Annotated in this window: 23 protein-coding genes; 12 read left to right on the forward strand and 11 right to left on the reverse strand. The window is 71.6% G+C overall.

What is annotated here, in order from left to right; translation table 11 throughout:
* Window positions 1-19: 19 nt before the first annotated feature.
* Both aroB and MKK58_RS00935 read right to left on the reverse strand, forming a co-directional pair.
* The gene (gene aroB, locus MKK58_RS00930; protein ID WP_243910338.1) at window positions 20-1,156 is read right to left on the reverse strand and encodes a 3-dehydroquinate synthase; all 1,137 of its coding nucleotides are present in this window, start codon (window positions 1,154-1,156) and stop codon (window positions 20-22) included.
* A 14-nt stretch (window positions 1,157-1,170) separates the two neighbouring features.
* Window positions 1,171-1,809: a shikimate kinase gene (locus tag MKK58_RS00935; protein ID WP_243910339.1), complete on the reverse strand. Its 639-nt coding sequence runs from the start codon at window positions 1,807-1,809 to the stop codon at window positions 1,171-1,173.
* A 235-nt stretch (window positions 1,810-2,044) separates the two neighbouring features.
* Between MKK58_RS00935 and MKK58_RS00940 the strand changes: the two genes are divergently transcribed.
* Both MKK58_RS00940 and MKK58_RS00945 read left to right on the forward strand, forming a co-directional pair.
* Window positions 2,045-2,197 (forward strand): histidine kinase, encoded by a 153-nt coding sequence (locus MKK58_RS00940; protein ID WP_238276208.1) that lies wholly within the window; start codon window positions 2,045-2,047, stop codon window positions 2,195-2,197.
* Window positions 2,198-2,214: 17 nt separating this feature from the next.
* The gene (locus MKK58_RS00945; RefSeq protein ID WP_243910340.1) at window positions 2,215-3,150 is read left to right on the forward strand and encodes a site-specific tyrosine recombinase XerD; all 936 of its coding nucleotides are present in this window, start codon (window positions 2,215-2,217) and stop codon (window positions 3,148-3,150) included.
* Window positions 3,151-3,160: 10 nt separating this feature from the next.
* On the opposite strand, the gene MKK58_RS00950 is transcribed toward MKK58_RS00945, so the two are convergent.
* The gene (locus tag MKK58_RS00950; protein WP_243910341.1) at window positions 3,161-4,363 is read right to left on the reverse strand and encodes an AI-2E family transporter; all 1,203 of its coding nucleotides are present in this window, start codon (window positions 4,361-4,363) and stop codon (window positions 3,161-3,163) included.
* 242 nt (window positions 4,364-4,605) lie between these two features.
* The gene (locus MKK58_RS00955; protein WP_243910342.1) at window positions 4,606-5,082 is read right to left on the reverse strand and encodes a molybdenum cofactor biosynthesis protein MoaE; all 477 of its coding nucleotides are present in this window, start codon (window positions 5,080-5,082) and stop codon (window positions 4,606-4,608) included.
* 160 nt (window positions 5,083-5,242) lie between these two features.
* Here MKK58_RS00955 and MKK58_RS00960 point away from each other — a divergent pair, with 160 nt between their 5' ends.
* Window positions 5,243-6,262 carry a gamma carbonic anhydrase family protein gene (locus tag MKK58_RS00960; protein WP_243910343.1) on the forward strand — a complete coding sequence of 340 codons (1,020 nt, stop codon included), beginning with the start codon at window positions 5,243-5,245 and terminating at the stop codon, window positions 6,260-6,262.
* A 207-nt stretch (window positions 6,263-6,469) separates the two neighbouring features.
* Window positions 6,470-6,724, forward strand: a complete 255-nt coding sequence (locus MKK58_RS00965) for a hypothetical protein (RefSeq protein WP_243910344.1) — start codon at window positions 6,470-6,472, stop codon at window positions 6,722-6,724.
* Between the two features lie 210 nt (window positions 6,725-6,934).
* Here the strand turns inward: MKK58_RS00965 and MKK58_RS00970 are convergent, their stop codons facing one another.
* The gene (locus tag MKK58_RS00970; protein ID WP_243910345.1) at window positions 6,935-7,555 is read right to left on the reverse strand and encodes a TetR/AcrR family transcriptional regulator; all 621 of its coding nucleotides are present in this window, start codon (window positions 7,553-7,555) and stop codon (window positions 6,935-6,937) included.
* Between the two features lie 186 nt (window positions 7,556-7,741).
* On the opposite strand from MKK58_RS00970, the gene MKK58_RS00975 reads away from it, so the two are divergent.
* On the forward strand, window positions 7,742-11,155 hold the full coding sequence (locus MKK58_RS00975) for an acyl-[ACP]--phospholipid O-acyltransferase (RefSeq protein ID WP_243910346.1): 3,414 nt from the start codon (window positions 7,742-7,744) through the stop codon (window positions 11,153-11,155).
* A gap of 213 nt (window positions 11,156-11,368) precedes the next feature.
* Complete coding sequence (locus MKK58_RS00980) at window positions 11,369-11,773, forward strand: hypothetical protein (protein WP_243910347.1); 405 nt, start codon at window positions 11,369-11,371, stop codon at window positions 11,771-11,773.
* Window positions 11,774-11,840: 67 nt separating this feature from the next.
* Here the strand turns inward: MKK58_RS00980 and MKK58_RS00985 are convergent, their stop codons facing one another.
* Window positions 11,841-13,031 (reverse strand): aminotransferase class I/II-fold pyridoxal phosphate-dependent enzyme, encoded by a 1,191-nt coding sequence (locus MKK58_RS00985; RefSeq protein WP_243910348.1) that lies wholly within the window; start codon window positions 13,029-13,031, stop codon window positions 11,841-11,843.
* A 238-nt stretch (window positions 13,032-13,269) separates the two neighbouring features.
* On the opposite strand from MKK58_RS00985, the gene MKK58_RS00990 reads away from it, so the two are divergent.
* Entirely contained in the window at window positions 13,270-13,653 is a 384-nt protein-coding gene (locus MKK58_RS00990; RefSeq protein WP_018046001.1) for a response regulator, read from the forward strand.
* Between the two features lie 49 nt (window positions 13,654-13,702).
* Entirely contained in the window at window positions 13,703-14,236 is a 534-nt protein-coding gene (locus tag MKK58_RS00995; RefSeq protein WP_243910349.1) for a protein phosphatase CheZ, read from the forward strand.
* Window positions 14,237-14,252: 16 nt separating this feature from the next.
* Here the strand turns inward: MKK58_RS00995 and MKK58_RS01000 are convergent, their stop codons facing one another.
* Window positions 14,253-15,167, reverse strand: coding sequence for a TIGR01459 family HAD-type hydrolase (locus tag MKK58_RS01000; protein ID WP_243910350.1), 915 nt, complete (start codon window positions 15,165-15,167; stop codon window positions 14,253-14,255).
* 89 nt (window positions 15,168-15,256) lie between these two features.
* Window positions 15,257-16,723, reverse strand: coding sequence for an EAL domain-containing protein (locus tag MKK58_RS01005; protein ID WP_243910351.1), 1,467 nt, complete (start codon window positions 16,721-16,723; stop codon window positions 15,257-15,259).
* Window positions 16,724-16,990: 267 nt separating this feature from the next.
* Here MKK58_RS01005 and MKK58_RS01010 point away from each other — a divergent pair, with 267 nt between their 5' ends.
* The 3 genes from MKK58_RS01010 (at window position 16,991) to MKK58_RS01020 (ending at window position 19,903) form a co-directional block, all read left to right on the forward strand.
* Window positions 16,991-17,212 (forward strand): heavy-metal-associated domain-containing protein, encoded by a 222-nt coding sequence (locus MKK58_RS01010; protein ID WP_243910352.1) that lies wholly within the window; start codon window positions 16,991-16,993, stop codon window positions 17,210-17,212.
* Between the two features lie 231 nt (window positions 17,213-17,443).
* Complete coding sequence (locus MKK58_RS01015; protein WP_243910353.1) at window positions 17,444-19,117, forward strand: formate--tetrahydrofolate ligase; 1,674 nt, start codon at window positions 17,444-17,446, stop codon at window positions 19,115-19,117.
* Between the two features lie 108 nt (window positions 19,118-19,225).
* Window positions 19,226-19,903, forward strand: a complete 678-nt coding sequence (locus MKK58_RS01020; RefSeq protein ID WP_243910354.1) for a spermidine synthase — start codon at window positions 19,226-19,228, stop codon at window positions 19,901-19,903.
* Window positions 19,904-19,910: 7 nt separating this feature from the next.
* Here MKK58_RS01020 and MKK58_RS01025 read toward each other — a convergent pair whose 3' ends face one another.
* From MKK58_RS01025 to MKK58_RS01035, 3 genes are all read right to left on the reverse strand, one after another.
* On the reverse strand, window positions 19,911-20,126 hold the full coding sequence (locus MKK58_RS01025; RefSeq protein WP_243910355.1) for a hypothetical protein: 216 nt from the start codon (window positions 20,124-20,126) through the stop codon (window positions 19,911-19,913).
* A gap of 143 nt (window positions 20,127-20,269) precedes the next feature.
* On the reverse strand, window positions 20,270-20,584 hold the full coding sequence (locus MKK58_RS01030) for a hypothetical protein (protein WP_243910356.1): 315 nt from the start codon (window positions 20,582-20,584) through the stop codon (window positions 20,270-20,272).
* A gap of 98 nt (window positions 20,585-20,682) precedes the next feature.
* Window positions 20,683-21,252: a GNAT family N-acetyltransferase gene (locus tag MKK58_RS01035; protein ID WP_243910357.1), complete on the reverse strand. Its 570-nt coding sequence runs from the start codon at window positions 21,250-21,252 to the stop codon at window positions 20,683-20,685.
* Between the two features lie 304 nt (window positions 21,253-21,556).
* Between MKK58_RS01035 and zapE the strand changes: the two genes are divergently transcribed.
* Window positions 21,557-22,750 carry a cell division protein ZapE gene (gene zapE / locus MKK58_RS01040; protein WP_409565158.1) on the forward strand — a complete coding sequence of 398 codons (1,194 nt, stop codon included), beginning with the start codon at window positions 21,557-21,559 and terminating at the stop codon, window positions 22,748-22,750.
* The last annotated feature ends 368 nt before the right edge of the window (window positions 22,751-23,118 follow it).

The raw sequence follows: 23,118 nt of genomic DNA on the forward strand, positions 1-23,118 counted from the left end.
CGGTCCGCCGGCCGCCCGCTCAAGAAGCGCTCAGTTCGTCGTCGAGGAAGGCGCGCACCTCGGCACCGTCGATGCCCGGGGCGATGAAGCTCTGACCGATGCCGCGGGCCAGGATGAAGGTCAGGGCCCCATCCCGGACCTTCTTGTCCTGGGCCATCGCCGCCACCAGGGCGTCGGCGTCGCCGCAGCCGCCCGGCACCGCCTGGAGGCGGGTCGGCAGGCCGGCGAGGGCCAGGTGGTTGGCGACGCGGCCCGCGTCCTGACCCGGGCACAGGCCGAGACGGGCGGAGAAGCGGAAGGCGAGCGCCAGCCCGATCGCCACCGCCTCGCCGTGGACGAGGCGAGCGGACTCGTAGCCGGTCAGCCGCTCCAGGGCGTGCGCGAAGGTATGCCCGAGGTTGAGCAGGGCGCGCTCGCCGTCCTCGCGCTCGTCGCGCACCACCACGCCGGCCTTGGCCCGGCAGCAGATCGCCACCGCCTCGTCGCGCTCGGGCCCGCCCGCGAAGATGCCGGCCCAGTGCGCCTCGCACCAGTCGAAGAAGGCGGCGTCGTTGATCAGCCCGTACTTGGCCACCTCGGCGTAGCCCGCCCGCATCTCCCGCTCCGACAGGGTGTCGAGGGTGGCGGTGTCGGCGAGCACGAGGCGGGGCTGGTGGAAGGCGCCGATGAGGTTCTTGCCGTGGCCCGAGTTGATTCCGGTCTTGCCGCCCACCGAGGAATCGACCTGGGCGAGGAGGCTCGTGGGCGCCTGCACGAAGCGCACGCCGCGCCGCAGGGTGGCGGCGGCAAAGCCCGCCAGGTCGCCGACGACGCCGCCGCCGAGCGCCACCACGAGGTCGTTGCGCTCCACCTTGTGGGCGAGGAGCCCGTCGCAGACCTCCGCGTAGGTGGCGTAGCTCTTCGAGGCCTCACCCGGGGCCACGGTGACGAGGCCCGAGCGCAGGCCCGCCGCCTCCAGGCTCTCGCGCAGGCGCGCCCCGTAGAGGGCCGCCACGTTGGTGTCGGAGACGATGACGGCCGCCTTCGCTCCCAGGGCGGCCACGTGCCGGCCGGCCTCGTCGAGGAGGCCGCGCCCGATCAGGATGTCGTAGGCGCGGCCCTGGTCGAGGGGCACGGCCACGGTGAGGCGGTCGGTCGATGGGGGACGATCCGTCACTGGGCTGCGATTCTTCACTGGGCTGCGATTCTCGGCTGCGATGATCCGCTGAGGTAGGCGTCGAGGGCTTCCATGACGTCCTGCACGACTCGGTCGTGGGCGACGTCGCGGGAGATCACCGCCACGTCGGCATGGGCGTAGACGGGGTGGCGCTGGGCCATGAGCTGGCGCAGGGTCTCCTCCGGGTCCTCGGTCTGAAGGAGCGGGCGCCCGCCGCGCTTGCGCACCCGGCGCATCAGGACGTCGAGTTCGGCCTTCAGCCAGATCGAGACGCCGCCCTCGGCGATGCGGGCGCGGGTAGTCTCGCGCATGTAGGCGCCGCCGCCGGTGGCGAGCACCATCGGCCCCTCGCGCATCAGGCGGGCGATGACCCGCTCCTCGCCATCGCGAAAACTCGGCTCGCCGTAGATCGCGAAGATGTCCGGAATCGTGAGCTTGGCCGCCGTCTCGATCTCGTTGTCGGCATCCTTGAACATCAGCCCGAGGCGCGTGGCCAGGCGCTTGCCCACGGTGCTCTTGCCCGCGCCCATTAGGCCGACGAGCACGATCGAGCGGTGACCGAGGGCACGGCGCAGGCGCAGTTCGATCGGCTCGCCGCCGGAGGCGTTCTCCGGCGGGTCGCCCTGGGGGGGCACTTCTGTCATCACGGACATCTACACATCTTCGGGCGGGTCTTAGCGCGTTTTCCGGTGGGGGCGAAGCGCCGGGCAGCGCGCGCGACGGCGCCCGCACCGGAATGCCACGCCGCCTGTGGCCGCGAAGTCATTGCCATCCGTGCCCGCGCGTGATGCAACCCCAAGCTTGCCGTCAGCCGACCTGGCTCCCGAAGCCATCTGGCCCCCGAGGCGCGCTCCACGCTCCAGCGCCGCACGATCGAGGTTCGTCCGAGTGCCGACCCTGTTCCGTTTCCTCGCCACCCTCGTCATCCTGGGCGGACTCGCCTTCGCGGGGATGTTCGCGCTGGCGACCTTCGTGGTGCCGACCCCGCGCGAGATGAGCGTGACCATCCCGGCCTCGAAACTGCAGCCGCCGAACCGGTGACGCGGACGGCGCGCCCCATGGCCGAGCCCGATCCGGACCCGGTTTCGCCGAACGAGGCCCTGATCCGCGACTACCTCGACATGCTGGCCGCCGAGCGGGGCGCGGCCGCCAACACGCTCGCGGCCTACCGGCGCGACCTCGACGATTACCTCGCCGCCCTGACGCGCGGCGGGCACGACCCCGTCGCGATGGAGGCCGCCCCCTTGCGCGCCTACCTCGCCGACCTCGAGACGCGCGGCCTCTCGGCGGCCTCCGCCGCGCGGCGCCTCTCCTGCATCCGGGGCTTCCACCGCTTCCTCTACGCGGAAGGGCTCGCCGAGGACGACCCGAGCGCGCCGATCGGCGGCCCGCGCCGGGTGCGGGCCCTGCCCAAGGTGCTCTCGGTGGCGGAGGTGGACCGGCTGCTCACGGTCGCGCGCCAAGGGGCGACGGGAAACGCCGCGGCGGGCGACGCGCGGGGCACGCGCATGCTCTGCCTCATCGAACTCCTCTACGCCACGGGCCTGCGCGTGTCCGAGCTCGTCGCCCTGCCTCGCGCCGCGGCCTCCACGAAGGAGCGCTACCTCGTGGTCAAGGGCAAGGGCGGGCGCGAGCGGCTGGTGCCCCTCACGGAGGTCGCGCGGGGTGTCATGCGCGACCACCTCGCGAATCTCGGCGCCGACGGGCCCTGGCTGTTTCCCGCCGACAGCGAGAGCGGGCATCTCACCCGGCAATCCTTCGCCCGGGACCTGAAGACCGTGGCCGCGGCGGCCGGCCTGCGGGCCGACCGGGTCAGCCCGCACGTGCTGCGCCACGCCTTCGCGAGCCACCTCCTGCAGAACGGCGCGGACCTGCGCATCGTGCAGGAACTGCTGGGCCACGCCGACATCTCGACGACGCAGATCTACACCCACGTCCTTGACGAGCGGCTCAAGAGCATGGTCCGCGACCTGCACCCGCTGATGGACGCGTGAGGCGCGCGCCTCAGGCCTCGGCGTCCTCGTGCAGGGTGTCCTCGATGTAGAGCTGGGCCAGCATCACCTTCGCCACCGCCATGAGGGGCAGCGCCAGCGCGATGCCCCAGAGGCCGAAGATGACGCCGAGCACGAGCTGGCCGGCGAAGATCGTGGCCGGGGGGATGTCGAGGGCCCGCTTCTGGATGAAGGGCGTGAGGCCGTAGCTCTCCAGGGCCTGCACCGCGAGGTAGACGCCGAGCGCACCCAGCAGCGCCGTGGTGCCGGAGGCCAGCGAGGCGAGCACGATCACCACGCCGGCGATCAGCGGGCCGATGGTGGGGATGAAGGCCAGGAGCCCGGCCTGGAGGCCGAGGATGAGGGCGCCGCCGATGCCTAAGAAGGCGAGGCCGGCCCAGGTGCAGACGAAGATTACCGCCATGGTGATGAGCTGCCCGAACAGCCAGTGGCGCAGGGTCTCGCCCATGCCGTCGAGGAGGGCGGTGGCGCGGTCCCGGTGCGCGGGTGGCACGAAGCGCACGAGGCCATCGCGATAGGCCCCCGGATCGGCCGCCACCGAGAGCCCCAGAAAGACGATGACGAGGGCGTTGCCGAGCGCGCTGAACAGCCCGATGACCACGGTGGCCGCCGGCCCGAGCACGCTGCCGGCATCCGACAGCAGCGAGCCGGGGCTCTTCATGGCCCCGGAGGCGAGGCCGGCGAGGCCGCCGGGCTTCTGGCTGGACGCACCGGATTCATCGCCCTTGGGTGCCCCATCGGCGCCACCCTTGTTCTCTTCGCTCTTGTTCTCGCCACCCTTGTTCTCGCCACCCTTGCCGGGGGCGATCTCGGGCACGTCGATGCCGTAATCCTTGAGCCGGTCCCGCACGGTGCCGGCCTGGGCCGCGACCGTCTGGCCGAGGTCCCGGCCCTGCTGCACGATCGTGGCGCCGCCGAAGGCGATGAGGGCGAGGGTGAGGCCGGCGAGCACGAGGCTGACGAGGCTGAGGCGCAGGCCCCGGCCCGCCGGCAGCACCTTGCCGAGGAGCCGCGTCAGCCCGTCGAGGAACACGCCGAGCAGGATGCCGGCGAAGACGAGGAGCAGCGTCGAGGCCGCCATCCAGGCCAGCGCCAGGACGGCGATGAAGGCCACGACGGCGATGCCGGACACGGCAAGGGACCAGTCGCGCGGGCGCGGGCCGGCGGGCTCCGCGCTGAGGAAGGGAATGGCCATGAACGGGTTGGGCTCCTGGCATGCCGGGTTGGGCACGCGGATTTCGGATGGGTCTCCGGGTCGGCCCGGCCGCGTCACGCCCGGCCCATCCCCCGGGAGGATGTCGCCAGCTCAGCTTGAGTTCCGTGTCCGGGCGGCGCTAAGCAGGTTCGCCTTGGCAAGCCAACGCTTCACCCTGCTTAGCTCTTCGATATGTCGCAGGTTTTAGCCGCAAAACCGGGGACCACTTTTCCGAAACCTGCTTAGGGCGGCGCGCCGGCCGACCCGTCCCAGCGCGCGGCGGCTCGGTCGTCCGCCTCCGTCGCCTCCACCCAGGCGCCTGTGGTGCCGTCGGCGAGGTGCTCGCGCTTCCAGAACGGGGCCCGCGTCTTGAGGTAATCCATCAGGAAGCTCGCGGCCTCAAAGGCCGCGATCCGGTGACTCGAGGCGGTGACCACCAGCACGATGCCCGCGCCGGGCGCCACCAGGCCGTGGCGGTGGATCACCCGAACCCCGTGGAGCGGCCAGCGGGTGCGCGCGGTCTCGACCACCCGGCCGATCTCGGCCTCGGCCATCCCGGGGTAATGCTCCAGTTCGAGCCCCGTGAGGCGGCCGCCCTCGTCGCGGCACAGGCCCGTGAAGGTGACGATGGCCCCGGCCCGGCCGCCGAATTCCTCGGTGAACCGGGCGATCTCGGTGCCTGCGTCGAAGGGCGCGCTCTGGATGCTGACGTCCGGCATGGTCTTCCCTCGGAGTCTTCCCTCGGAACGGCGCCCGCCCCCGCCCCGGGGGCGATACGCCCTTGACGAGGCCCGACGAACCTGCCCTCACGGGCACGGGCGCTCTATGCCCCCGAACGCCCGGCGACACCACCGGGATTCCGTAAGGACGTTTTCCGCCGTGACCCCAGAGCTGATCCTGCCCCATGACGGCGCCCTGCCCGTCTTCTCGGCCCGTCCGGTCTGGTGCGGGCGCGCGAGCACGGTGATCGGCGACGCAACCATCGGCGCGCAGGCCTGGCTCGGCGACCACAGCGTCATCCGCGCCGACGGCGACCGCATCGTCATCGGCGAGCGCTTTTGGCTCGGCCACCGCTCCACCGTGCACATCGCCACCAACACCTACCCGACCCTGGTGGGCGACCGGGTGACCGTGGGCCGCAACGCGGTGGTGCATGCCTGCACGATCGGCTCGGACGTGGTGATCGAGGACGACGTGATCGTGCTCGACGGGGCGCGCGTGGAGGACGGCGTGCTCATCGAGGCGGGCGCCACGGTGTTTCCCCGGTCGCATCTGGCCGCGGGCTTCGCCTATGCGGGCAGCCCCGCCAAGCCGGTGCGGGCGATCGGTGCGCCCGAGATCGCCGAGCGGGCCGAGCGCCTGCGCGAGGCCTCCGGCGACCTGCCCCCCGCGCTGCCCGCCGACGCGGCGGAGCCGGACCCCAGCGTCTACGTCGCCCGCACGGCGCGCCTGCGCGGCCGCATCGCCCTCGGGGCCGGCTCCAGCGTGCTGTTCTCCTGCGACCTCCACGCCGAGGTCGGCCCCATCGTGGTCGGCGCCAACACCAACATCCAGGACAACAGCGTGATCCGCACCCGGGGCGAGGGCGTCGTCCTGGGGCGCGACACCACGATCGGGCACAATGTCCGCCTCGCCGATTGCCGCATCGGCGCGCGCGGCCTCATCGGCATCGGCTGCGTCGTGGCGCCCGGCACCGTGATCGCCGACGACGTGCTGCTGGCCGCCGGTGCCACCACCGATCCGGGCCAGCTCCTGGAGGGCGGCCACCTCTGGGGCGGGCGTCCGGCCCGCATCCTCGCCCCGCTCGATGCGGAGAAGCGCGCGATGATGGCCCGGGTGGTCGAGGGCTACGTCGCACACGGGGTGGCCTACCGGCAGGCGGAGGCGGCACTCGGTTGAGGCAGGCCTCCACGCCACGGAATCAGCTAGAGCGTCGCGTCTAGCACGCGTAACGCCGATTTCATGGAACTGTAAGGCCAGAATCGCGCATCGATTTCATGCGCCCGTGCGGCACGGAACTCGCGGCCAGCCTAGCATTCGGCCCGGGAACACCTTTCGCAGAACGCACGTTGTCTGCCCCCGACGCCGCGCCGCAGAGAGTTATTCATGAAAGCCGTCACCCTCGCCGTCATCGCGACCTTCACCCTCGGGGGCGCCGCCCTCGCCGCCGGCAGCGGCCCGGGCTCGGCCAACAACGCGCCGGCCCAGGAACTGGAGCAGAACGGGGCGCGGAACGCTTCCCAGTACGGCGAGCCCGCCGACACCGCGCCGGGCCGGGAGCGGGGCGCGACCACGGGCTCGACCGGCCGTTCCGGCCCTGGCATGAACGAGCCCGTTCCGGGCTCTCCCGCCAGCCGCTGAAGCGACGAAGGGTCCGGACTCGTTCCGGGCCCTTTTTTCTTTGTCGGTGGCGTGCCGCTCGGACGGCGCCGTGTCCCCCCCCAGGGCCCGCATCCGGATCGCCCCGTCCGTGAAAACCCGCACGCCGTCCGCGATGGTCCCGATCTCGGTCCGCGCGAGATTCACGCAGGCCGCGCCGGGGTCATCCCGAACGCATTCCGCCACTGCGCGTCAATCCAAGGGGGCCGCGCCGAGGAAGCGGCCGACAAGCAGGCGGGCGAGATCGCGCGGGGATTCGGGCGTCAGCACCGCGAGTTTTCGCGAGGTCGAGAGCGAGGCGAGGCCGTGCAGGCCCGCCCACAGGGTCGCCACCGCCTGCCGGCGCTCGTCCGGATCGGGGATCATCGGCCGGAGCACGCCGTCGACGAGGTCGGTGGCCCGGCCGAGGGCCTCCGCATACCAGTCCGGGAAGGCGCTGTCGGGGGCGGCCTGGTGCTCGTACACCAGGCTCCAGACCTGCGGATCGGCGGCGACGAAGGCGAGATAGGCGTCCGCCAGCGCCAGTGCCTTTTCGCGCGGCGGCGCCGCTTGGGCGACCGCCGCCGTGAGCGTGGCGTGCAGCCGCTCCAGGGTGCGGGCGTTGACCCGCATCGTCACCGCGTCGAGGTCGCCCACCGCATTGTAGATCGAGTTCGGCGCGTAGCCGATCGTGGTCGCGAGCCGCCGCATCCCGAGGCCGCGCAGGCCCTCCCGCCGCACCAGCCCCTCCGCCGCCCGGGTGACGAGGTCCAGGAATGCGTCCCGGTCGTGCTCGCCGCGCGGGCCGGTCCCCCGCTTCTTCGCCTTGGCCATGGATCTCCGCCCCGTTCCCGTGCGTCCGCGCACGGGCGCGTCGCCTGGATTGCACGACGTGCAATATCACGATTGTGGCCGCAGCGGAGCAGTCCTAGGTTTTGAACACCGTGCAAAGGACGAGCGGTTCAGAATTTGACGCTACGGCGTGAGCCGGGCAGTCATGCGTCGTCCGAGGAGACTTCCATGTTTCGTACCTTGATGACGACGCGGCGGTTCGCGCCCCTGTTCTGGTGCCAGTTCTTCTCGGCCTTCAACGACAATTTCCTGAAGAACGCCCTCGTCTTCCTCATCCTGTTCCAGGTCGGCGGCCCGGGCGGCGGCTCGCCAATGCTGGTGACCCTGGCGGGGGCGGTCTTCATCGGCCCGTTCTTCATCCTCTCGGGTCTCGGCGGCCAGATGGCCGACCGCTACGACAAGGCGCTCATCGCAAAGCGGCTGAAATTCGCCGAGATCTTCGGCGCGGCCGCCGCAGCGCTCGGCTTCTGGATGCATTCCGTGCCGGTGCTGTTCGTGGCGCTGGGCCTATTCGGCACGATCGCGGCCCTGTTCGGGCCGATCAAGTACGGCATCCTGCCCGACCACCTGCGCCGCGACGAGCTCACCGCCGGCAACGCGCTGGTGGAGGCGGCGACCTTCCTCGCCATCCTGCTCGGCACTATCGTGGCGGGCCTCGCCACCGCCATGGGCGGCGGCGCGCTGGCCTTCAGCTCGATGATCATGGTGTTCGCGGTCCTGTGCTGGCTCTCGGCGCGGGCGATCCCGTCCACTGGCGAGGCCGCCCCGACTCTGCGGGTCGATCCCAACGTCGCCCGCTCCACCGGCGCCCTCCTGCGCGACCTCTGGGGCGACACCCGGCTCTGGCGCGGCTCGCTCATCGTGAGCTGGTTCTGGCTGGTCGGCGCCGTCATCCTGTCGCTGCTGCCCGTCCTCGTGCGCCAGAGCCTCAACGGCTCCGAGACCGTGGTGACGACCCTGCTCGCCGTGTTCTCCATCGGCATCGCGGTGGGCTCCGGCCTCGCCTCCTGGCTCGCCAGCGGCCGCATCGTGCTGCTGCCCACCCCCATCGGCGCCCTGCTGATGGGCGCCTTCGGCCTCGACCTCGCCTGGACGGTGGCGCATCTGCCCCCCGTCTCGGGCGATCCCGCGGGGGCCTGGGCCTTCCTCACCACGGGCACGGGCCTGCGCGTCACCATCGACCTGTTCGGCCTCGCGGTCGCGGGCGGGCTCTACATCGTGCCCTCCTTCGCCGCCGTGCAGGCCTGGACCGACAAGGACAAGCGCGCCCGCGTCATCGGCGCCGTCAACGTGCTCACCGCCGCCTTCATGGTGACGGGGGCGCTGGGCCTCGCCGCCCTCCAGGGCGCGGGCTGGTCGATGGCAGCACTCCTCACCCTGCTGGGGGTCCTCAACCTCGTGGCGGGCGTCGTCATCCTCGCGGTGCTGCCCACGAGCCCGTTCCGCGACTTCCTCTCGATCCTGTTCCGGGCCTTCTACCGCCTGGAGGTGCGCGGCCTGGAGAACGTCGAGAAGGCCGGCCCGAACGCCATCATCGCCCTCAACCACGTCTCGTTTCTCGACGCGCCGCTGGCCCTCTCGCTCCTCGACCAGGAACCCGTCTTCGCCGTGGACCACGGCATCGCGCAGCGCTGGTGGGTGAAGCCGTTCCTGGCGATGACGAAGGCGATGCCGCTGGACCCGACCCGGCCGCTCGCGACCCGCACCCTGATCAACGCGGTCAAGAACGGCGAGACCCTGATCATCTTCCCCGAGGGGCGCCTGACCGTCACCGGGAGCCTGATGAAGGTCTATGACGGGGCGGGCCTCATCGCCGACAAGTCCGGCGCCATGGTGGTGCCGGTGAAGATCGAGGGCCTGGAGAAGACGGTCTTCTCCCGCCTCTCGAAGAACCAGATGAAGCGGCGCTGGTGGCCCAAGGTCACCGTCACGATCCTTTCGCCGGTGGCCCTTACCGTGGACCCGGCCCTCAAGGGCAAGGCCCGCCGGCAGGCGGCGGGCGCCGCGCTCTACGGAATCATGTCCGACCTCGTCTTCCGCACCGCCGACATCGATCGCGGCCTGATGCAGGCCCTCATCGACGCGGGCGACCGCCACGGCTGGCGCCGCACGGCCGTCGAGGATCCGATGGGTCGCTTGAGCTATTCCCGCCTGGTGATGGGCGCCAACGTCCTGGGGCGAAAGCTCCAGGGGCTCGGCGCCCCGGGCAAGCCGCTCGGCGTGATGCTGCCGAACGCCAACGGCGCGGCGGTGACCCTGTTCGCCCTGGCCTCGGCGGGCCGCGTGCCGGCGATGATCAACTTCTCGGCGGGTGCGGCCAACATCCTGTCCGCCTGCAGGACCGCGGAGGTCGACACCATCCTGACCTCGCGCGCCTTCATCGAGAAGGGCCGCCTCGGTCCGATGGTCGAGGCCCTCGGGAGCGCGGTATCCCTCGTCTACCTCGAGGATATCCGCGCCGGCATCACCACGGGCGACAAGCTCCGGGGCTTCCTCAGCCCGCGCGCGCCCCTGGTGGCCAGGCGCGGCGACGACCCGGCCGCGATCCTGTTCACCTCCGGCTCCGAGGGGGCGCCCAAGGGCGTGGCGCTCGCCAACCGCAACATGCTTGCCAACACCGCGCAGGTGGCCGCCCGGATCGATTTCGGGCCGAGTGACAAGGTCTTCAACGTTCTGCCGGTCTTCCACGCCTTCGGCCTGACGGCGGGCCTCGTGCTGCCCCTGGTCTCGGGCGTCCCGGTCTACCTCTATCCCTCGCCGCTGCATTACCGGATCGTGCCGGAGCTCATCTACGGCTCCAACGCCACGGTCCTGTTCGGCACTGACACCTTCCTCTCCGGCTACGCCAAGACCGCCCATTCCTACGACCTGCGCTCCCTGCGCTACGTGGTGGCCGGCGCCGAGGCGGTGAAGGAATCCACCCGCAGGACCTGGGGCGAGAAGTTCGGCCTGCGCATCCTGGAGGGCTACGGCGTCACCGAATGCGGTCCGGTGGTCGCCCTCAACACGCCGATGTTCAACCGCTTCGGCACGGTCGGCCGGCTCCTGCCCGGCCAGGACTGGCGCCTCGAACCCGTACCCGGAATCGACGAGGGTGGCCGCCTGTCCCTGCGCGGCCCCAACATCATGCTGGGCTACCTGCGGCCCGAGCGCCCCGGCGCGATCGAGGCGCCGCCGCAAGGCTGGCACGACACCGGCGACATCGTCGCCATCGACGCCCAGGGCTTCGTGACCATCAAGGGCCGCGCCAAGCGCTTCGCCAAGATCGCCGGCGAGATGGTGTCGCTGGCGAGCGTCGAGACCATCGCGGCCGAGCTCTGGCCGGATGCGCCGAGCGCGGTGGCCGCCGTGCCGGATGCCCGCAAGGGCGAGCGGCTGGTGCTGTTCACGGAAGCCAAGGACGCGACCCGGGCCGCCTACCAGAGCTTCGCCAAGGGCAAGGGCGCACCCGAGATCGCGATGCCCGCCGAGGTGGTGGTGCTGGAGCGCCTGCCGATGCTCGGGACGGGCAAGGTCGACCAGGTCAGCGTGGTCAAGCTCGCCCGCGAACGGGCGGCCGGCGAGGCCCCCGCCGCCGCATGACGCCCCCTGGGGGATCGTCGTCCACAGCCTGCGCGGTCCGTGTTTTGGGACGCCGGGACAAGTAATCTGGACCCAGGGACCAAGCCGGGCCCTCAACCCCTCCGTGTGATCGCTTATGATGATCCTTGGATCCAGAGCCTCCCGAAGGTGCGGGCCCGGGGGTGGGATCGCTCGTCCGCGACGCGGACGAGGCCGGATTCCGGATAACCAGCGATGCGCATGATGACCGCCAGGATGATCGCCCAGACACGCAGGATTCGCTCCGACGAGGCCGGACAGGCCAAGGCCTCCGGCCTCGGCGAGGACGGACGCGAACCGACCGTGCCCGGCAGCCTCGCCCTGCCGTACAACGACAACGCACGCGGGAGCGATGCGCAGGACGACGCAACGGGGGCGTCCCGGACGGATCGGCACGCGCGGATGCAGGACCGGGACGACGCCGGCCTTCCGGCACCCTCGCCCAGCGAAGCCTCGAGCCCGCCGTCGCAGAGCCGGCGGCGCGGCCCCCTCGTCACCCGATGGATCGGCGTCGCGGCCCAGCGTCGGCAGGCCCGGGACCGGGCGGACCGCCTGCGTGATCGGGGAGTCAGGGACGGTTCGGCTTCGTCGGACGACTGAGATCGCGACCGCCGCCGCGCCGTCGCGCGGGTGGCCCTCGATGAGTCAGGCTCATCGAGGGGCCGTATTAGACGCCACCCATACCGAGGTCGGTCAGCGCCTCGGCGAGGGCATCCACCTGATCCTGCGTGTGGGCCGCCGAGAACGCCACCCGCAGCCGGGCCGTGCCCGCCGGGACCGTGGGCGGGCGGATCGCCACTACGAGGAAGCCGCGCGCCTCCAGGGCTGTCGAGAGCGCGAGGGCCGCAGCCGCCTCCCCCACCAGGATGGGCACGATCGGGCTCGCCGCCTCTGGCAAGCCGAGGCGCGCGGTGAAGCCGCGGGCCAGGGCCAGGGGCCGGGCCGCGCGTTCGGGCTCCGCCTCGACGATCTCCAGCGCCCTCAGGGCCGAAGCGGCCGAGGCCGGTGGCAGGCCGGTCGTGTAGACGAAGCTGCGGGCCCGGCTGGTCATCAGGTCGATCACCGCCTGCGACGCGCAGAGATAGCCCCCATAGGACCCCAGCGTCTTCGACAGCGTCCCCATCTCGAGGGGGGCGCGGGCGCCCGCCTCCACCACGCCGAGGCCGTGGGCGTCGTCCACCAGGGTCCAGGCCTCGTGCTCCGCCGCGACGGCCAGGATGTCGTCGAGGGGCGCCCGGTCCCCGTCCATGCTGAAGACCCGCTCCGTGAGGATCAGCGCCCGTTCGTGCCGGCCGCGCCGGGCGCTCAAGATAGCGCGGAGGTGCTCGACGTCGTTGTGCCGGAAGCGCAGCATCGTCGCGCCCGAGATCTGCGCCCCCGCGAACAGGCAGGAATGGCCGAGGGCATCGACGAGGACGAGGTCCTTCGATCCGGCCAGAGCCGACACGATGCCCAGATTGGCCATGTAGCCGCTGCCGAAGACCAGGGCGGCCGCCTTGCCCTTGTGCGCGGCGAGCCGCCCTTCGAGCGCCGCGAGCACGGGGTGGTTGCCGGTGACGAGGCGCGAGGCGCCCGCCCCGGCCCCGTAGCGGGCCAGAGCCTCCTGGCCCGCCGCGATCACGCGCGGATCGTCGGAGAGGCCGAGGTAGTCGTTGCAGGAGAACGACACCAGAGTCCGCGCGCCCCGGCGGGCGGCGGTGCCGGGACCGCGCTCCGTCTCGACGAGGCGCCGGCGCAGGGCGCGAGCCTCCAGATCGGCGAGGGTCCCGCGGGCGAAGGCATCGAGGCTGGCGGACGCGGAATCGGCGGTCTCGGAGGTAGCGGTCTTGAAAGCGGAACCGGGCGTGAGGGTCGGCATGGGCATACCGTCCGAAGGGGGAGACCGGTCCGGACTTGTCAAGGCGGACCGAGGATCGCCCCGGGTCCCCGGCAGCGGCACCGAAGGCCGGGGCAGTTAACCGCTTCGCAATGCGATCCGGCGTAGTTTCCCCGTCAAGGGGCGCTCCACGCTTGGCGCACCGGCACATTCCTGGAGAGTCGCGCGCCCGGAGAGCCGCGCGCCTCGCACCGGCCCTTCTGACGGAGCACACCGACCCATGGCCCTCGATCTCGGCATGCCGATCCTCGTCGTCGACGATTATCAGACGATGGTCCGTATCATCCGCAACCTCCTGAAGCAGCTCGGCTTCGAGGAAGTCGACGACGCCTCCGACGGCACCGCCGCCCTGGCGCGCCTGAAGAACCGCAAGTACGGCCTCGTGATCTCCGACTGGAACATGGAGCCGATGACGGGCTACGAACTGCTGCGCCACGTGCGCGCCGACGAGGCCCTGCGCACCACCCCGTTCATCATGGTCACCGCCGAGTCGAAGACCGAGAACGTCATCGCGGCCAAGAAGGCCGGCGTGAACAACTACATCGTCAAGCCCTTCAACGCCGCGACCCTGAAGAGCAAGATCGAAGCGGTCTGCGGCGCCTGATCGCCGCGCCCCGACCAGATCCCGCAACGAGATCGGAGAGCGGAACGCGATGGCCCTTGCCAAGCAGGTGCGGAAGGCCAACCCCACCCCGGAGAAGCCTTCCCTGATCCGCGAACTCGTCGAGATCGCGGACTACATCGCCCACATGCGCCGCGAGATCGCCGCGCTCCGCGCCAACGAACTCACCCGCGACCGCCTGCCGATGGCGCACGAGGAACTCGGCAGCGTGGTGGCCGCCACGGCGGGCGCCACGAATTCCATCATGAACGCGGCCGAGGAGATCCTCGGCCTGCCAGACGACGGGAACTACCGCGCCGCCGTCGAGGAGCGGATGAACGACATCTTCGAGGCGTGCACCTTCCAGGACATCACGGGTCAGCGCATCTCGAAGGTCGTCGAGGCCCTGCGCCAGCTCGAGACCCGGCTCTCGCGCTTCGCCAACGCTGTCAAGGCCCGGGACGAGGGCGGCCTCGATCCCGGCGAGGTCGAGCGTCAGGTCCGCAAGGAGCTCCTGATGCTCAACGGTCCCCAGATCAACGGCCCGGCCGTGGCCCAGGACGAGATCGACGCGCTCTTCGCCTGAGCGCGCCGCAGACCCATCACCAGACCAAGCGCTCGATCACCGCATCCGGCCGCACCGCCTGGGCGTCGAGCCAGTGCGCGATGTCGCCGAGGCTCGCCTGTTCCGCCGAGACCCCGAGTTCCTCGGCATGGATGCCGCGCGCCACCAGCAGGTTCGGGATCCCGAAACCGACGGCGCCGGCGATGTCGGTGCGCAAAGCGTCGCCGACGGCCAGGACCCGGGCCGCGTCCGGCGGCGTACCTGCATCGAGGGTTCCGGCCATCGCCATGGCCGCCTCGTAGACGGGACGGTGCGGCTTGCCCGCATAGGCCACCTGTCCTCCCAGCGCCTCGTAGGCCTCCGCGAGGAGCCCGGCGCACGGAATGAGCTGGCCACGGCGCTCCACCACCAGATCGGGATTGGCGCAGATCATCGGCACGTCGCGCGCGCGCAACGCCGCCAGGGTCGCGTGGTAATCCTCCGCCGTCTCGCAGGTGTCGTCGAACAGGCCGGTGCAGACGACCCGCTCGGCCTCTGCTGCCGGCACCAGGGTGAGGTCGAGGTCGGCGAAGATCGGGGCGTCGCGCTCAGGACCGAGATGGTGGATGCGGGCCCCCGGATGCGCGGCGATCAGGCTGCGGGTGAGGTCGCCCGAGGTCAGGATCGCGTCGTAGGCCGCGCGCGGAATGCCGAACCCGTCGAGGATCTCCCGCACGCCGGGCCAGGGCCGGGGCGCGTTCGAGACCAGGATCACCCGGCGCGGGCGCCCCGCCCCGGGCAGGGCGCGAAAGCGCATCAGGGCGTCGCTGGCGCCCGGATGGGCGTTGGTGCCGTCGTGCAGGACGCCCCACACGTCGCACAGGATGAGATCGACCCCCTCGGCGATGGCCGCGAGACCGCGCAGGGTCGGGACGTGTCCCGGCGCGGGGGAACGGGCGGGCATGTCGGTCATCGGGCGAGCCTGGATCGGGGGGGGCATCGGGCAGAGGCCGACCGGTTAGGCGGGACGCGGGGCAAAATCAAACGCCGGCCCCGGGGATTTCAGCCGGCCCGCCGCAGGAAATCGCGGAACGGGCGGCGCTGCGGCGGAGGCTCCGGGTCCTCGTTCGGCGGCGGGGCGGGCTCCGGCGCCTCGGGCGGGGGCGCGTTGAGCACCTCGGCGCGCACGACCCGGGCCGGCGCGAAGACGCCGCCCTGCGCCATCGGCACCTCGAGCTCGATGAGGTCGGGCACGTCCGCCTCGCGCTCGACCCCGTCCGCGACGAGGCGGATGCCGGCCCGCGCGAGGGCCGCGACGAGGTCTTCCAGGGCGATGTCGGGCATGGCCTGGCGCGAGGACGGCCGCAGCAGGAGGTCGGCGGGCACCTTGACCTGGGAGACGCCCCGGTCGGCGAGCGCCAGGGGATCGAGGCGCAGGTCGAGGGGACGGTCGAGGATGAATCCGATCCGGCCGCGCAGGTCGGCCAGGGCCCCGGCCTGCTCGCCGTCGAGGCTGCGCCAGCTCGCCTGCGGCAGGGCCAGCATCACCCGGCCCGACAGGTCCGGCACGCCCTCGACGAGGCGGCCGAGCGAGCGCAGGAAGCCCGGCTCGAACAGCGAGCGCGGCGAGAGCCCGTAGGCCACCGCCGCCTGGCTGCCGCGCCCGGCGAGATGCCGCGCGATGGTGGCGACGCGCTGCAGGGTGCGGCGATCGAGGTCCGTGGTGCGCCCGTGGCGCTCCAGCACGGGCACGAAGGCCTCCGGCGCCAGGGTTTCGCCCGACAGGCGCAGGCGCGCCAGGGCCTCGTAGGAGACGACCTTGCGCTGGGGCAGCGACACGATCGGCTGGAGGTGGACCTCGAGGCCGGCACCGTCGAAGGCGGCGAGGATCGCCGCCTCGCGCTCGGGGTCGTGGTCCGGCGAAAGGGACCGGCCGAGGGCGCGGGGCGTCCAGGGTGCCGAGGGCGCTACCGGGACCGACACCGAGGCGGGCTCCGGGCGCCGGGAACGCGGGCTCTCGGGTTCGGGCACCGGCGCGCGCGCGGGCATCAGCGGGGCGGGTCGAACGGGGATCGGCGCGGGCGGCGGGGCGGCCTTCAGCCCGGCGATCTCGCCGTCCTGCGCGGCCACCACGGCGGCAAGCTCACGCACGATGCCGCTGAGGAGGCCGATCTCGGCCGTGACCTCCTCGATCCCGGCACTGAGATGACCGGTATCCGGCGCGGTCGCTCCGGCCGCGCCGGTTCCACGCGCATCGGCGGCGCGCACCTGCTGCTCGGCGATGGCGCGGGCCACGGTCTCGATGCGCATCAGGCGCTGGGACAGCACGTCGACCTCGCTCGACAGCTTGTCGCAGCGTGCGGCGAGGCGGCCCGCGCGCAGCTGCGCGACGAGGCCGAGGATCAGACCGAGGGCGGCGAGCCCGAGGCTCGCGCCGAGGGGCGAGAAGACCGCCAGCGGCCCGAGAAGGCAGAGCCCGAGCAGGCTCAAGGCCCAGAGGCTCGTACGCCGGCCGACGATCCGGGCCATCGAAATACGCGATCCTCGAACGCAGCACACACTTCGGTGCAAAAGACACGTCGGTGCAAAAAACACTTCGGTGACGAGGCCGGCCGTGCCGGCGCCTCTTTTGTTGCCGAGACGCGCAGCGTCCACAAGGGACCGGCGAGCACGGTAAACCGATTTTCACGAACTGTGTCCTGCCCTTCGGCGCATCGTCCGGCCGGGGCGCGGCTTGCATCGGACGCCGCCGGCGCCAAGATGGGCGGCTCCCAACCAGAGCCCGGAGCGAACCTCATGGACGCGACGCCATCGGACCTTCTGATGCAGGTGGAGGGCATGACCTGCGACGGCTGCGCGACGGCGGTGCGCCGGGCGATCCAGCGTCTCGACCCCGATGCCCGGGTCGCGGTCGACCTCGATCACGGCCGCGTCGCGGTGACGACCACCGCCCAGGCCCTCAGCATCGCCGAGGCACTGACCGAGGCCGGATACACGGCCAGCGCCATGACGGGCTGACACAGGCCTGATCCAAAACAAATTTTTACCCGCAAATTCAAAATTTCCGACGCGCTTTTGCTTGTCCCTTCCCGCAAACTGATGCGATCGATGATGCGTGGCCGCTCGGCCGATCCGCACGGCCAAACGTCGGCGGATCCGGTCCTGGCGGCGATATGACGAACGCCAGCGGACGGAATCCGGCCTCGCGCCGGCCCGGACGCACAAGAACAATCCGGGAGAAACGCAACAATGCCCTCAGATATCGAGATCGCGCGCGCGGCGACCCTTCAGCCGATCACCGAGGTCGCCGCCAAGATCGGCATCCCGGACGACGCGCTGCACCACTACGGCAAGCATATCGCCAAGATCGACCACGCCTTCATCAAGTCCCTGGAGACCAAGCCGGAGGGCAAGCTCGTCCTCGTGACGGCGATCAGCCCGACCCCGGCGGGCGAAGGCAAGACCACCACCACGGTCGGCCTCGCCGACGCACTCAACCGCGTCGGCCAGAAGACCGTGGCGTGTCTGCGCGAGCCCTCGCTCGGACCCTGCTTCGGCATGAAGGGCGGGGCAGCCGGCGGCGGCAAGGCCCAGGTCGTGCCCATGGAGCAGATCAACCTGCACTTCACCGGCGACTTCCACGCCATCACCTCCGCGCACTCGCTCGCGGCCGCGCTCATCGACAACCACGTCTACTGGGCCAACGAGCTCAACATCGACGTGCGCCGCATCCACTGGCGCCGGGTGGTCGACATGAACGACCGGGCGCTTCGCGCCATCACCCAGTCGCTGGGCGGCGTCGCCAACGGCTTCCCCCGCGAGGACGGCTTCGACATCACCGTGGCCTCCGAGGTCATGGCGGTGTTCTGTCTCGCGCGCGACCTCGACGACCTGGAAGCGCGGCTGGGCCGGATCGTCATCGCCGAGACCCGCGACCGCAAGCCGGTGACCCTCAAGGACGTGAAGGCCACGGGCGCGATGACGGTGCTCCTCAAGGACGCGCTCCAGCCCAACCTCGTCCAGACCCTCGAGGGCAATCCCGCCCTCATCCACGGCGGCCCCTTCGCCAACATCGCGCATGGCTGCAACTCGGTGATCGCCACCCGCGCGGGCCTCAAGCTCGGCGACTACGTAGTGACGGAAGCCGGCTTCGGCGCCGATCTGGGCGCGGAAAAGTTCATCGACATCAAGTGCCGTCAGGCCGGCCTGAAGCCCTCGGCGGTGGTCATCGTCGCCACCGTGCGCGCCCTCAAGATGCATGGCGGCGTCTCGAAGAAGGAGCTCGGCTCCGAGAACCTCGACGCCCTGGAGAAGGGCTTCGCGAATCTCGCCCGGCACGTGACGAACGTGCGCAGCTTCGGCCTGCCCGTGGTCGTCGGCGTCAACCACTTCTACGCCGACACCGATGCCGAGCACACCAAGCTGAAGGAGCTCTGCCGCGACAAGCTCCAGGTCGAGGCCATCACCTGCAAGCACTGGGCGGACGGCGGCGCGGGCGCCGAGGAACTCGCGCACGCGGTGGTCAAGCTGGCCGAGGGCGAGCAGAAGCCCCTGAGCTTCGTCTACGAGACCGAGACCAAGCTCACCGACAAGATCCGCGCCATCGCCACCAAGCTCTACGGCGCCGGCGACATCCAGGTGGAATCGAAGGCCGCCACCAAGCTCGCCCAGTTCGAGAAGGACGGCTACGGCAACCTGCCCGTCTGCATGGCCAAGACCCAGTACTCGTTCTCCACCGACCCGACCCTGATGGGCGCGCCCTCCGGCCACCTCATCGCGGTGCGCGACGTGCGCCTCTCGGCGGGGGCCGGCTTCGTGGTGGTGATCTGCGGTGAGATCATGACCATGCCGGGCCTGCCCAAGGTCCCGGCCTCCGAGGGCATCCACCTCGATGCCAACGGGCAGATCGAGGGGCTGTTCTAGAACCTTCGCGGCGGGCACCCTGTCCGACCGACAGGGTGCCCGCCGGCGTGATCCGGCGCGCGGACCATGCTAGCCGGAGCGGATGAATTTGCGTCCCGAGCCCCGATCGTGATCCCCTGGGCCGTCCTCGACACCGCCCCCGTCCCGGGCGGGTCCGACCCCTTGCGCCTATTGCAGCGGGGGACCGAATTCTCGATCCAGCTCGGCCACAACGAGCTGATGAACAGCCGGCTCAGCGGCTCGGAGGAGGCGCTGGCGACCCTGACCGCCGGACGGCTCGGGAGCCGCCGGAACCCGTGCTGGCTGATCGGCGGCTACGGCATGGGCTTCACCCTGCGGGCCGCCCTCGACGCGCAGCCCGCGGAGGCCCGGATCGTGCTGGCCGAACTCGTGCCGGCGGTGCTGGATTGGGGGCGCGGCCCGCTGGCGGCGGTGTCGGACGCGGCGCTCTCCGATCCCCGCGTCGCGGCGCGGGTGGCCGACGTCGCCGACGTGATCCGCGCCGGGCGCGGTACCTACGACGCGATCCTGCTCGACGTCGACAACGGCCCCGATGGCCTGACGCGCAGCGCCAACGACCGGCTCTACGATGCCGCCGGCCTCGCCGCCGCGCGGGCGGCCCTGCGTCCCGGGGGCGTGCTGGCCGTGTGGTCGGCCCATCCCGACCCCGCCTTCACTCAGCGGCTGGCGCGGGGCGGCTTCCAGGTCGAGGCCGTCGGCGTGCGCGCCGGGCGCTCGCGCGGGGCGCGTCACACCATCTGGCTCGCCGAGCGACCGGCCCGGTAACGGAACCTCAGGCGGAGGCGGACCGGCGCTCGCGCTGCCGGCTGAGGCGGGTCGCGCCGTAGATCTCGGCGAGATGCCGCCGGGCGGCCTTGACCGGCGGCGCGTTCCGCTCGTCGCAGGCCGCCGCGATGATGCGCAGGGCATCGGCCACGCAGCGTTCGAGGCGTGCCTCGGCCGGCCGGCTCGACGGACGGGTGGTGTGGCTGATCTCGGTCTGGTCCATGTCGTGAGCCCCGCATCGGCGAGCCCGTCCTCTGGCGGAACGGGTCTCGACGGCGAGCATCGACAGGCGGCAGGGCGGCAACATGGCAGCTTGGCCGTAAGCCCCCACGAGGATTGGCGTATGGGGCCGGGGCCGCCCCACTCTCAGTCGCGGCCCTGCCCCTCGTTGAACTTGTCGCGGCAGGTATAGCCGACGAAGCACTTCGGATCGTCCCGCGTGATCTCCCAGGACGGCTGGGTGGTTTCCGGCAGCGGGCAGAACCCGCCGTCGCGCACGAAGCGCGCGTAAGTCACCGGCCCGGTACTCATGACGATGGCGCCGGCGCGGGCCACCAGGGCGGAGGCTTCGGCACAGGTCATCGCCCGGGTGTCGGGGCGCGTCTGGGACTGGGCCACGCCCGGCAGGAGCACGGCGCAGGCGACAAGGGCGGACAGGCTCCGGCGCGAAACGTCCGTCATGATGCGATCCCCCGGCCCGCCCCGGACGGGAGGAACCCGTCCGGGCGGCACGTTGCGGGCGAGGATAGCCCTCGGGAGCGGTCGCGGCAAAGCCGGACTCACGCCGCCGTGAGGGCGAGGGTGAAATCCACTGCCTCGGTGACGCCCTCCTGCCACAGGGAGGCCGGGGTCGGACGCGCGAGATGGAGGGCGCCGTCCGCCTCGCCGCCGGTGATGCGCAGGTTGGCGCCGACCTTGGTGGCCAGCCCCCGCATCGGCCGGTTCCAGGCCAGGCAGCGCACGTGCAGGTCGCGAACGCCACGGTTGCGGGCGGCGGCGGCGATCCGGCGGAAGAGCGCCTGGCCGAGGCCGTTGCGGCGAAACGCCTTCTCCACCGCGAAGGCGGCCTCCGCCTCCTTGCCGAGAACGAAGCCGGGCGGCGGCGCGGAGGCAGGACGCAATTCGCCGAGGCCCCGCAGGGAGCCGTCGACGAAGCTGCCGAACATCAGGCCCTCGGCGTTCATCGCGTTGCGGGCGTAGGTGACAGCGGCCGCGTCGCTCAGCGCACCCATGAAGCGGTTGGCGCGGGTCTCCGGATCGAGCCGCAGGAAGTAGGATTCCACGGCCGGGCCGTCGTTGGGCCACAGGCGGCGGACGATCGGATGCAGGGTCGGATGGGTATCGGGCATCGGGTGCCGGTCTCCGGTTTCAGGGCGCGCAGGGCGCGCCGGTTCCGGGCGTAGCCTCCCTCAAGGCATGCCAGATGTGGCATCGCTGCCAACTTTGTGCAATGCAGCAAAATGACCGGGTGCCGTGGGCCCTGCCCCGGAACGGGGTCCGGGGCTTGATCCGGCGGGATGGCCGCGTCAGACCGGCTTGCCCGCCGGCCGCCCGATCTCAGTCCCCCGATCCCTTCGCGAACAGGTCGCCCAAACCGTGAACGCCCCCTCCTCCTCGGGCCCCGAGCCGTCGAGCCAGGCCAAGGCCGGCGCCGTGTCCCCCGGTCCGGTCTCCGACCGCTACGAGGCCCTGGTCCGCGCCGCGGCCATCGAGCGCGATCCCGCGCAGATCCACCTCGTGCGCGCCCTCGACCGCCTGGTGCAGGAGCTCGGCCGGCGCAAGCGTGCCCGCAAGGGCAGCGCCCTCGGCTGGCTGTTCGGCCGGCGGGACGATGCCGCGACACCGCCGAAGGGGCTCTACATCTGGGGCTCGGTGGGGCGCGGCAAGACCATGCTGATGGACCTCTTCCACGAGGCCGCCCCCGAGCCGAAGCGCCGAGTGCATTTCCACGGCTTCCTCGCCGACGCCCACGAGCGCATCCACGCCCACCGCCAGGCCCTGAAGGCCGGCACCGCCAAATCCTCCCCTGGCAAGGGCGACGACCCGATTCCCGTGGTCGCCGATGCCCTCGCCGACGAGGCGACGCTGCTCTGCTTCGACGAATTCACCGTCACCGACATCGCCGACGCGATGATCCTCGGCCGCCTGTTCGGCGCCCTGTTCCGCCGCGGCGTCACCGTGGTGGCGACCTCCAACGTCGAGCCCGACCGGCTCTACGAGGGCGGCCTGAACCGCGCCCTGTTCCTGCCCTTCATCGCCGAACTGCAGGAGCGCGTGGAGGTGCTGCGCCTCGATTCGCGGACGGATTTCCGACTGGAGAAGCTCGGCGGCGCCTCGGTCTACCACGTGCCGGCGGATGCGGCGGCGGAGACGGCGCTCGCCGCAGCCTTCAAGGGCCTCACCGGCAAGGCGAAGGGTCGCCCGGCCAATCTCCGGGTCAAGGGCCACGACGTGCCGGTGCCCGAGGAGACCGGCGGCGTCGCCCGCTTCGCCTTCGCCGATCTCTGCGCGCAGGCCCTCGGCGCCTCCGACTACATGGCTTTGGCCCGCGCCTTCCACACCGTCATCCTGTCCGACATCCCCGTGATGGGGCCGGACAACCGCAACGAGGCCAAGCGCTTCATCACCCTGGTGGACACCCTCTACGATTCCCACGTGAAGCTCATCGCCTCGGCGGCGGCCGAGCCGCAGGACCTCTACACCGCCACGGAGGGGCGCGAGGCCTTCGAGTTCGACCGCACGGTCTCCCGCCTGATCGAGATGCGGTCGTCCGAATATCTCGCCCTGCCGCACGGCGCCGGTGATTCCGAGGCGTCGGGTGCGAGCACCGGCCTCGTCGAGACCTGAGGCGCCGACAGGCGGTTCTCCTCGCATCCAGGCCTCGGGCGGGTGAGAGAACGCGCGACTCCGCTCTTCGGGTCACACGATCTTCTCCGGCCCGTGCGCAACGGCACATGAGAGCCGGATCGATGAATCCCTGACGGATGACCGGGCGGGTGTCCGGTTGCGCTGCAACGGACCCAGCGTTTAATTGTATTCATTCCGTGGTACGGGGCGTGGGGGCTTCGTGCGCTGCGACGGCTCTCCCGAAGAGCCGGATCCGCCGCCGTGTCTCAGGACCCTTCCGGGGGGCGGCTCAACGCCCCCGACGCCCGACATGTGACCCCGACGGCTTCCCGCCGGTTGATGGATTGGCGTGAGCCCGATCCCGACCG

The sequence above is a fragment of the Methylobacterium sp. J-078 genome (assembly GCF_022829285.1).
Taxonomy (GTDB): Bacteria; Pseudomonadota; Alphaproteobacteria; order Rhizobiales; family Beijerinckiaceae; genus Methylobacterium.

Coding starts and splice junctions, on each gene's coding strand:
- MKK58_RS00970 (WP_243910345.1), bottom strand. CDS start 7,555: ATGGCCAAGGCGAAGAAGCGGGGGACCGGCCCGCGCGGCGAGCACGAC.
- MKK58_RS00965 (WP_243910344.1), top strand. CDS start 6,470: ATGAAAGCCGTCACCCTCGCCGTCATCGCGACCTTCACCCTCGGGGGC.
- MKK58_RS00980 (WP_243910347.1), top strand. CDS start 11,369: ATGCGCATGATGACCGCCAGGATGATCGCCCAGACACGCAGGATTCGC.
- MKK58_RS00955 (WP_243910342.1), bottom strand. CDS start 5,082: ATGCCGGACGTCAGCATCCAGAGCGCGCCCTTCGACGCAGGCACCGAG.
- MKK58_RS01015 (WP_243910353.1), top strand. CDS start 17,444: ATGCCCTCAGATATCGAGATCGCGCGCGCGGCGACCCTTCAGCCGATC.
- MKK58_RS01010 (WP_243910352.1), top strand. CDS start 16,991: ATGGACGCGACGCCATCGGACCTTCTGATGCAGGTGGAGGGCATGACC.
- MKK58_RS01000 (WP_243910350.1), bottom strand. CDS start 15,167: ATGACCGACATGCCCGCCCGTTCCCCCGCGCCGGGACACGTCCCGACC.
- MKK58_RS00985 (WP_243910348.1), bottom strand. CDS start 13,031: ATGCCGACCCTCACGCCCGGTTCCGCTTTCAAGACCGCTACCTCCGAG.
- MKK58_RS01025 (WP_243910355.1), bottom strand. CDS start 20,126: ATGGACCAGACCGAGATCAGCCACACCACCCGTCCGTCGAGCCGGCCG.
- MKK58_RS00975 (WP_243910346.1), top strand. CDS start 7,742: ATGTTTCGTACCTTGATGACGACGCGGCGGTTCGCGCCCCTGTTCTGG.
- MKK58_RS00995 (WP_243910349.1), top strand. CDS start 13,703: ATGGCCCTTGCCAAGCAGGTGCGGAAGGCCAACCCCACCCCGGAGAAG.
- MKK58_RS01005 (WP_243910351.1), bottom strand. CDS start 16,723: ATGGCCCGGATCGTCGGCCGGCGTACGAGCCTCTGGGCCTTGAGCCTG.
- MKK58_RS01030 (WP_243910356.1), bottom strand. CDS start 20,584: ATGACGGACGTTTCGCGCCGGAGCCTGTCCGCCCTTGTCGCCTGCGCC.
- MKK58_RS00990 (WP_018046001.1), top strand. CDS start 13,270: ATGGCCCTCGATCTCGGCATGCCGATCCTCGTCGTCGACGATTATCAG.
- MKK58_RS00950 (WP_243910341.1), bottom strand. CDS start 4,363: ATGGCCATTCCCTTCCTCAGCGCGGAGCCCGCCGGCCCGCGCCCGCGC.
- MKK58_RS00945 (WP_243910340.1), top strand. CDS start 2,215: ATGGCCGAGCCCGATCCGGACCCGGTTTCGCCGAACGAGGCCCTGATC.
- MKK58_RS00935 (WP_243910339.1), bottom strand. CDS start 1,809: ATGTCCGTGATGACAGAAGTGCCCCCCCAGGGCGACCCGCCGGAGAAC.
- MKK58_RS01035 (WP_243910357.1), bottom strand. CDS start 21,252: ATGCCCGATACCCATCCGACCCTGCATCCGATCGTCCGCCGCCTGTGG.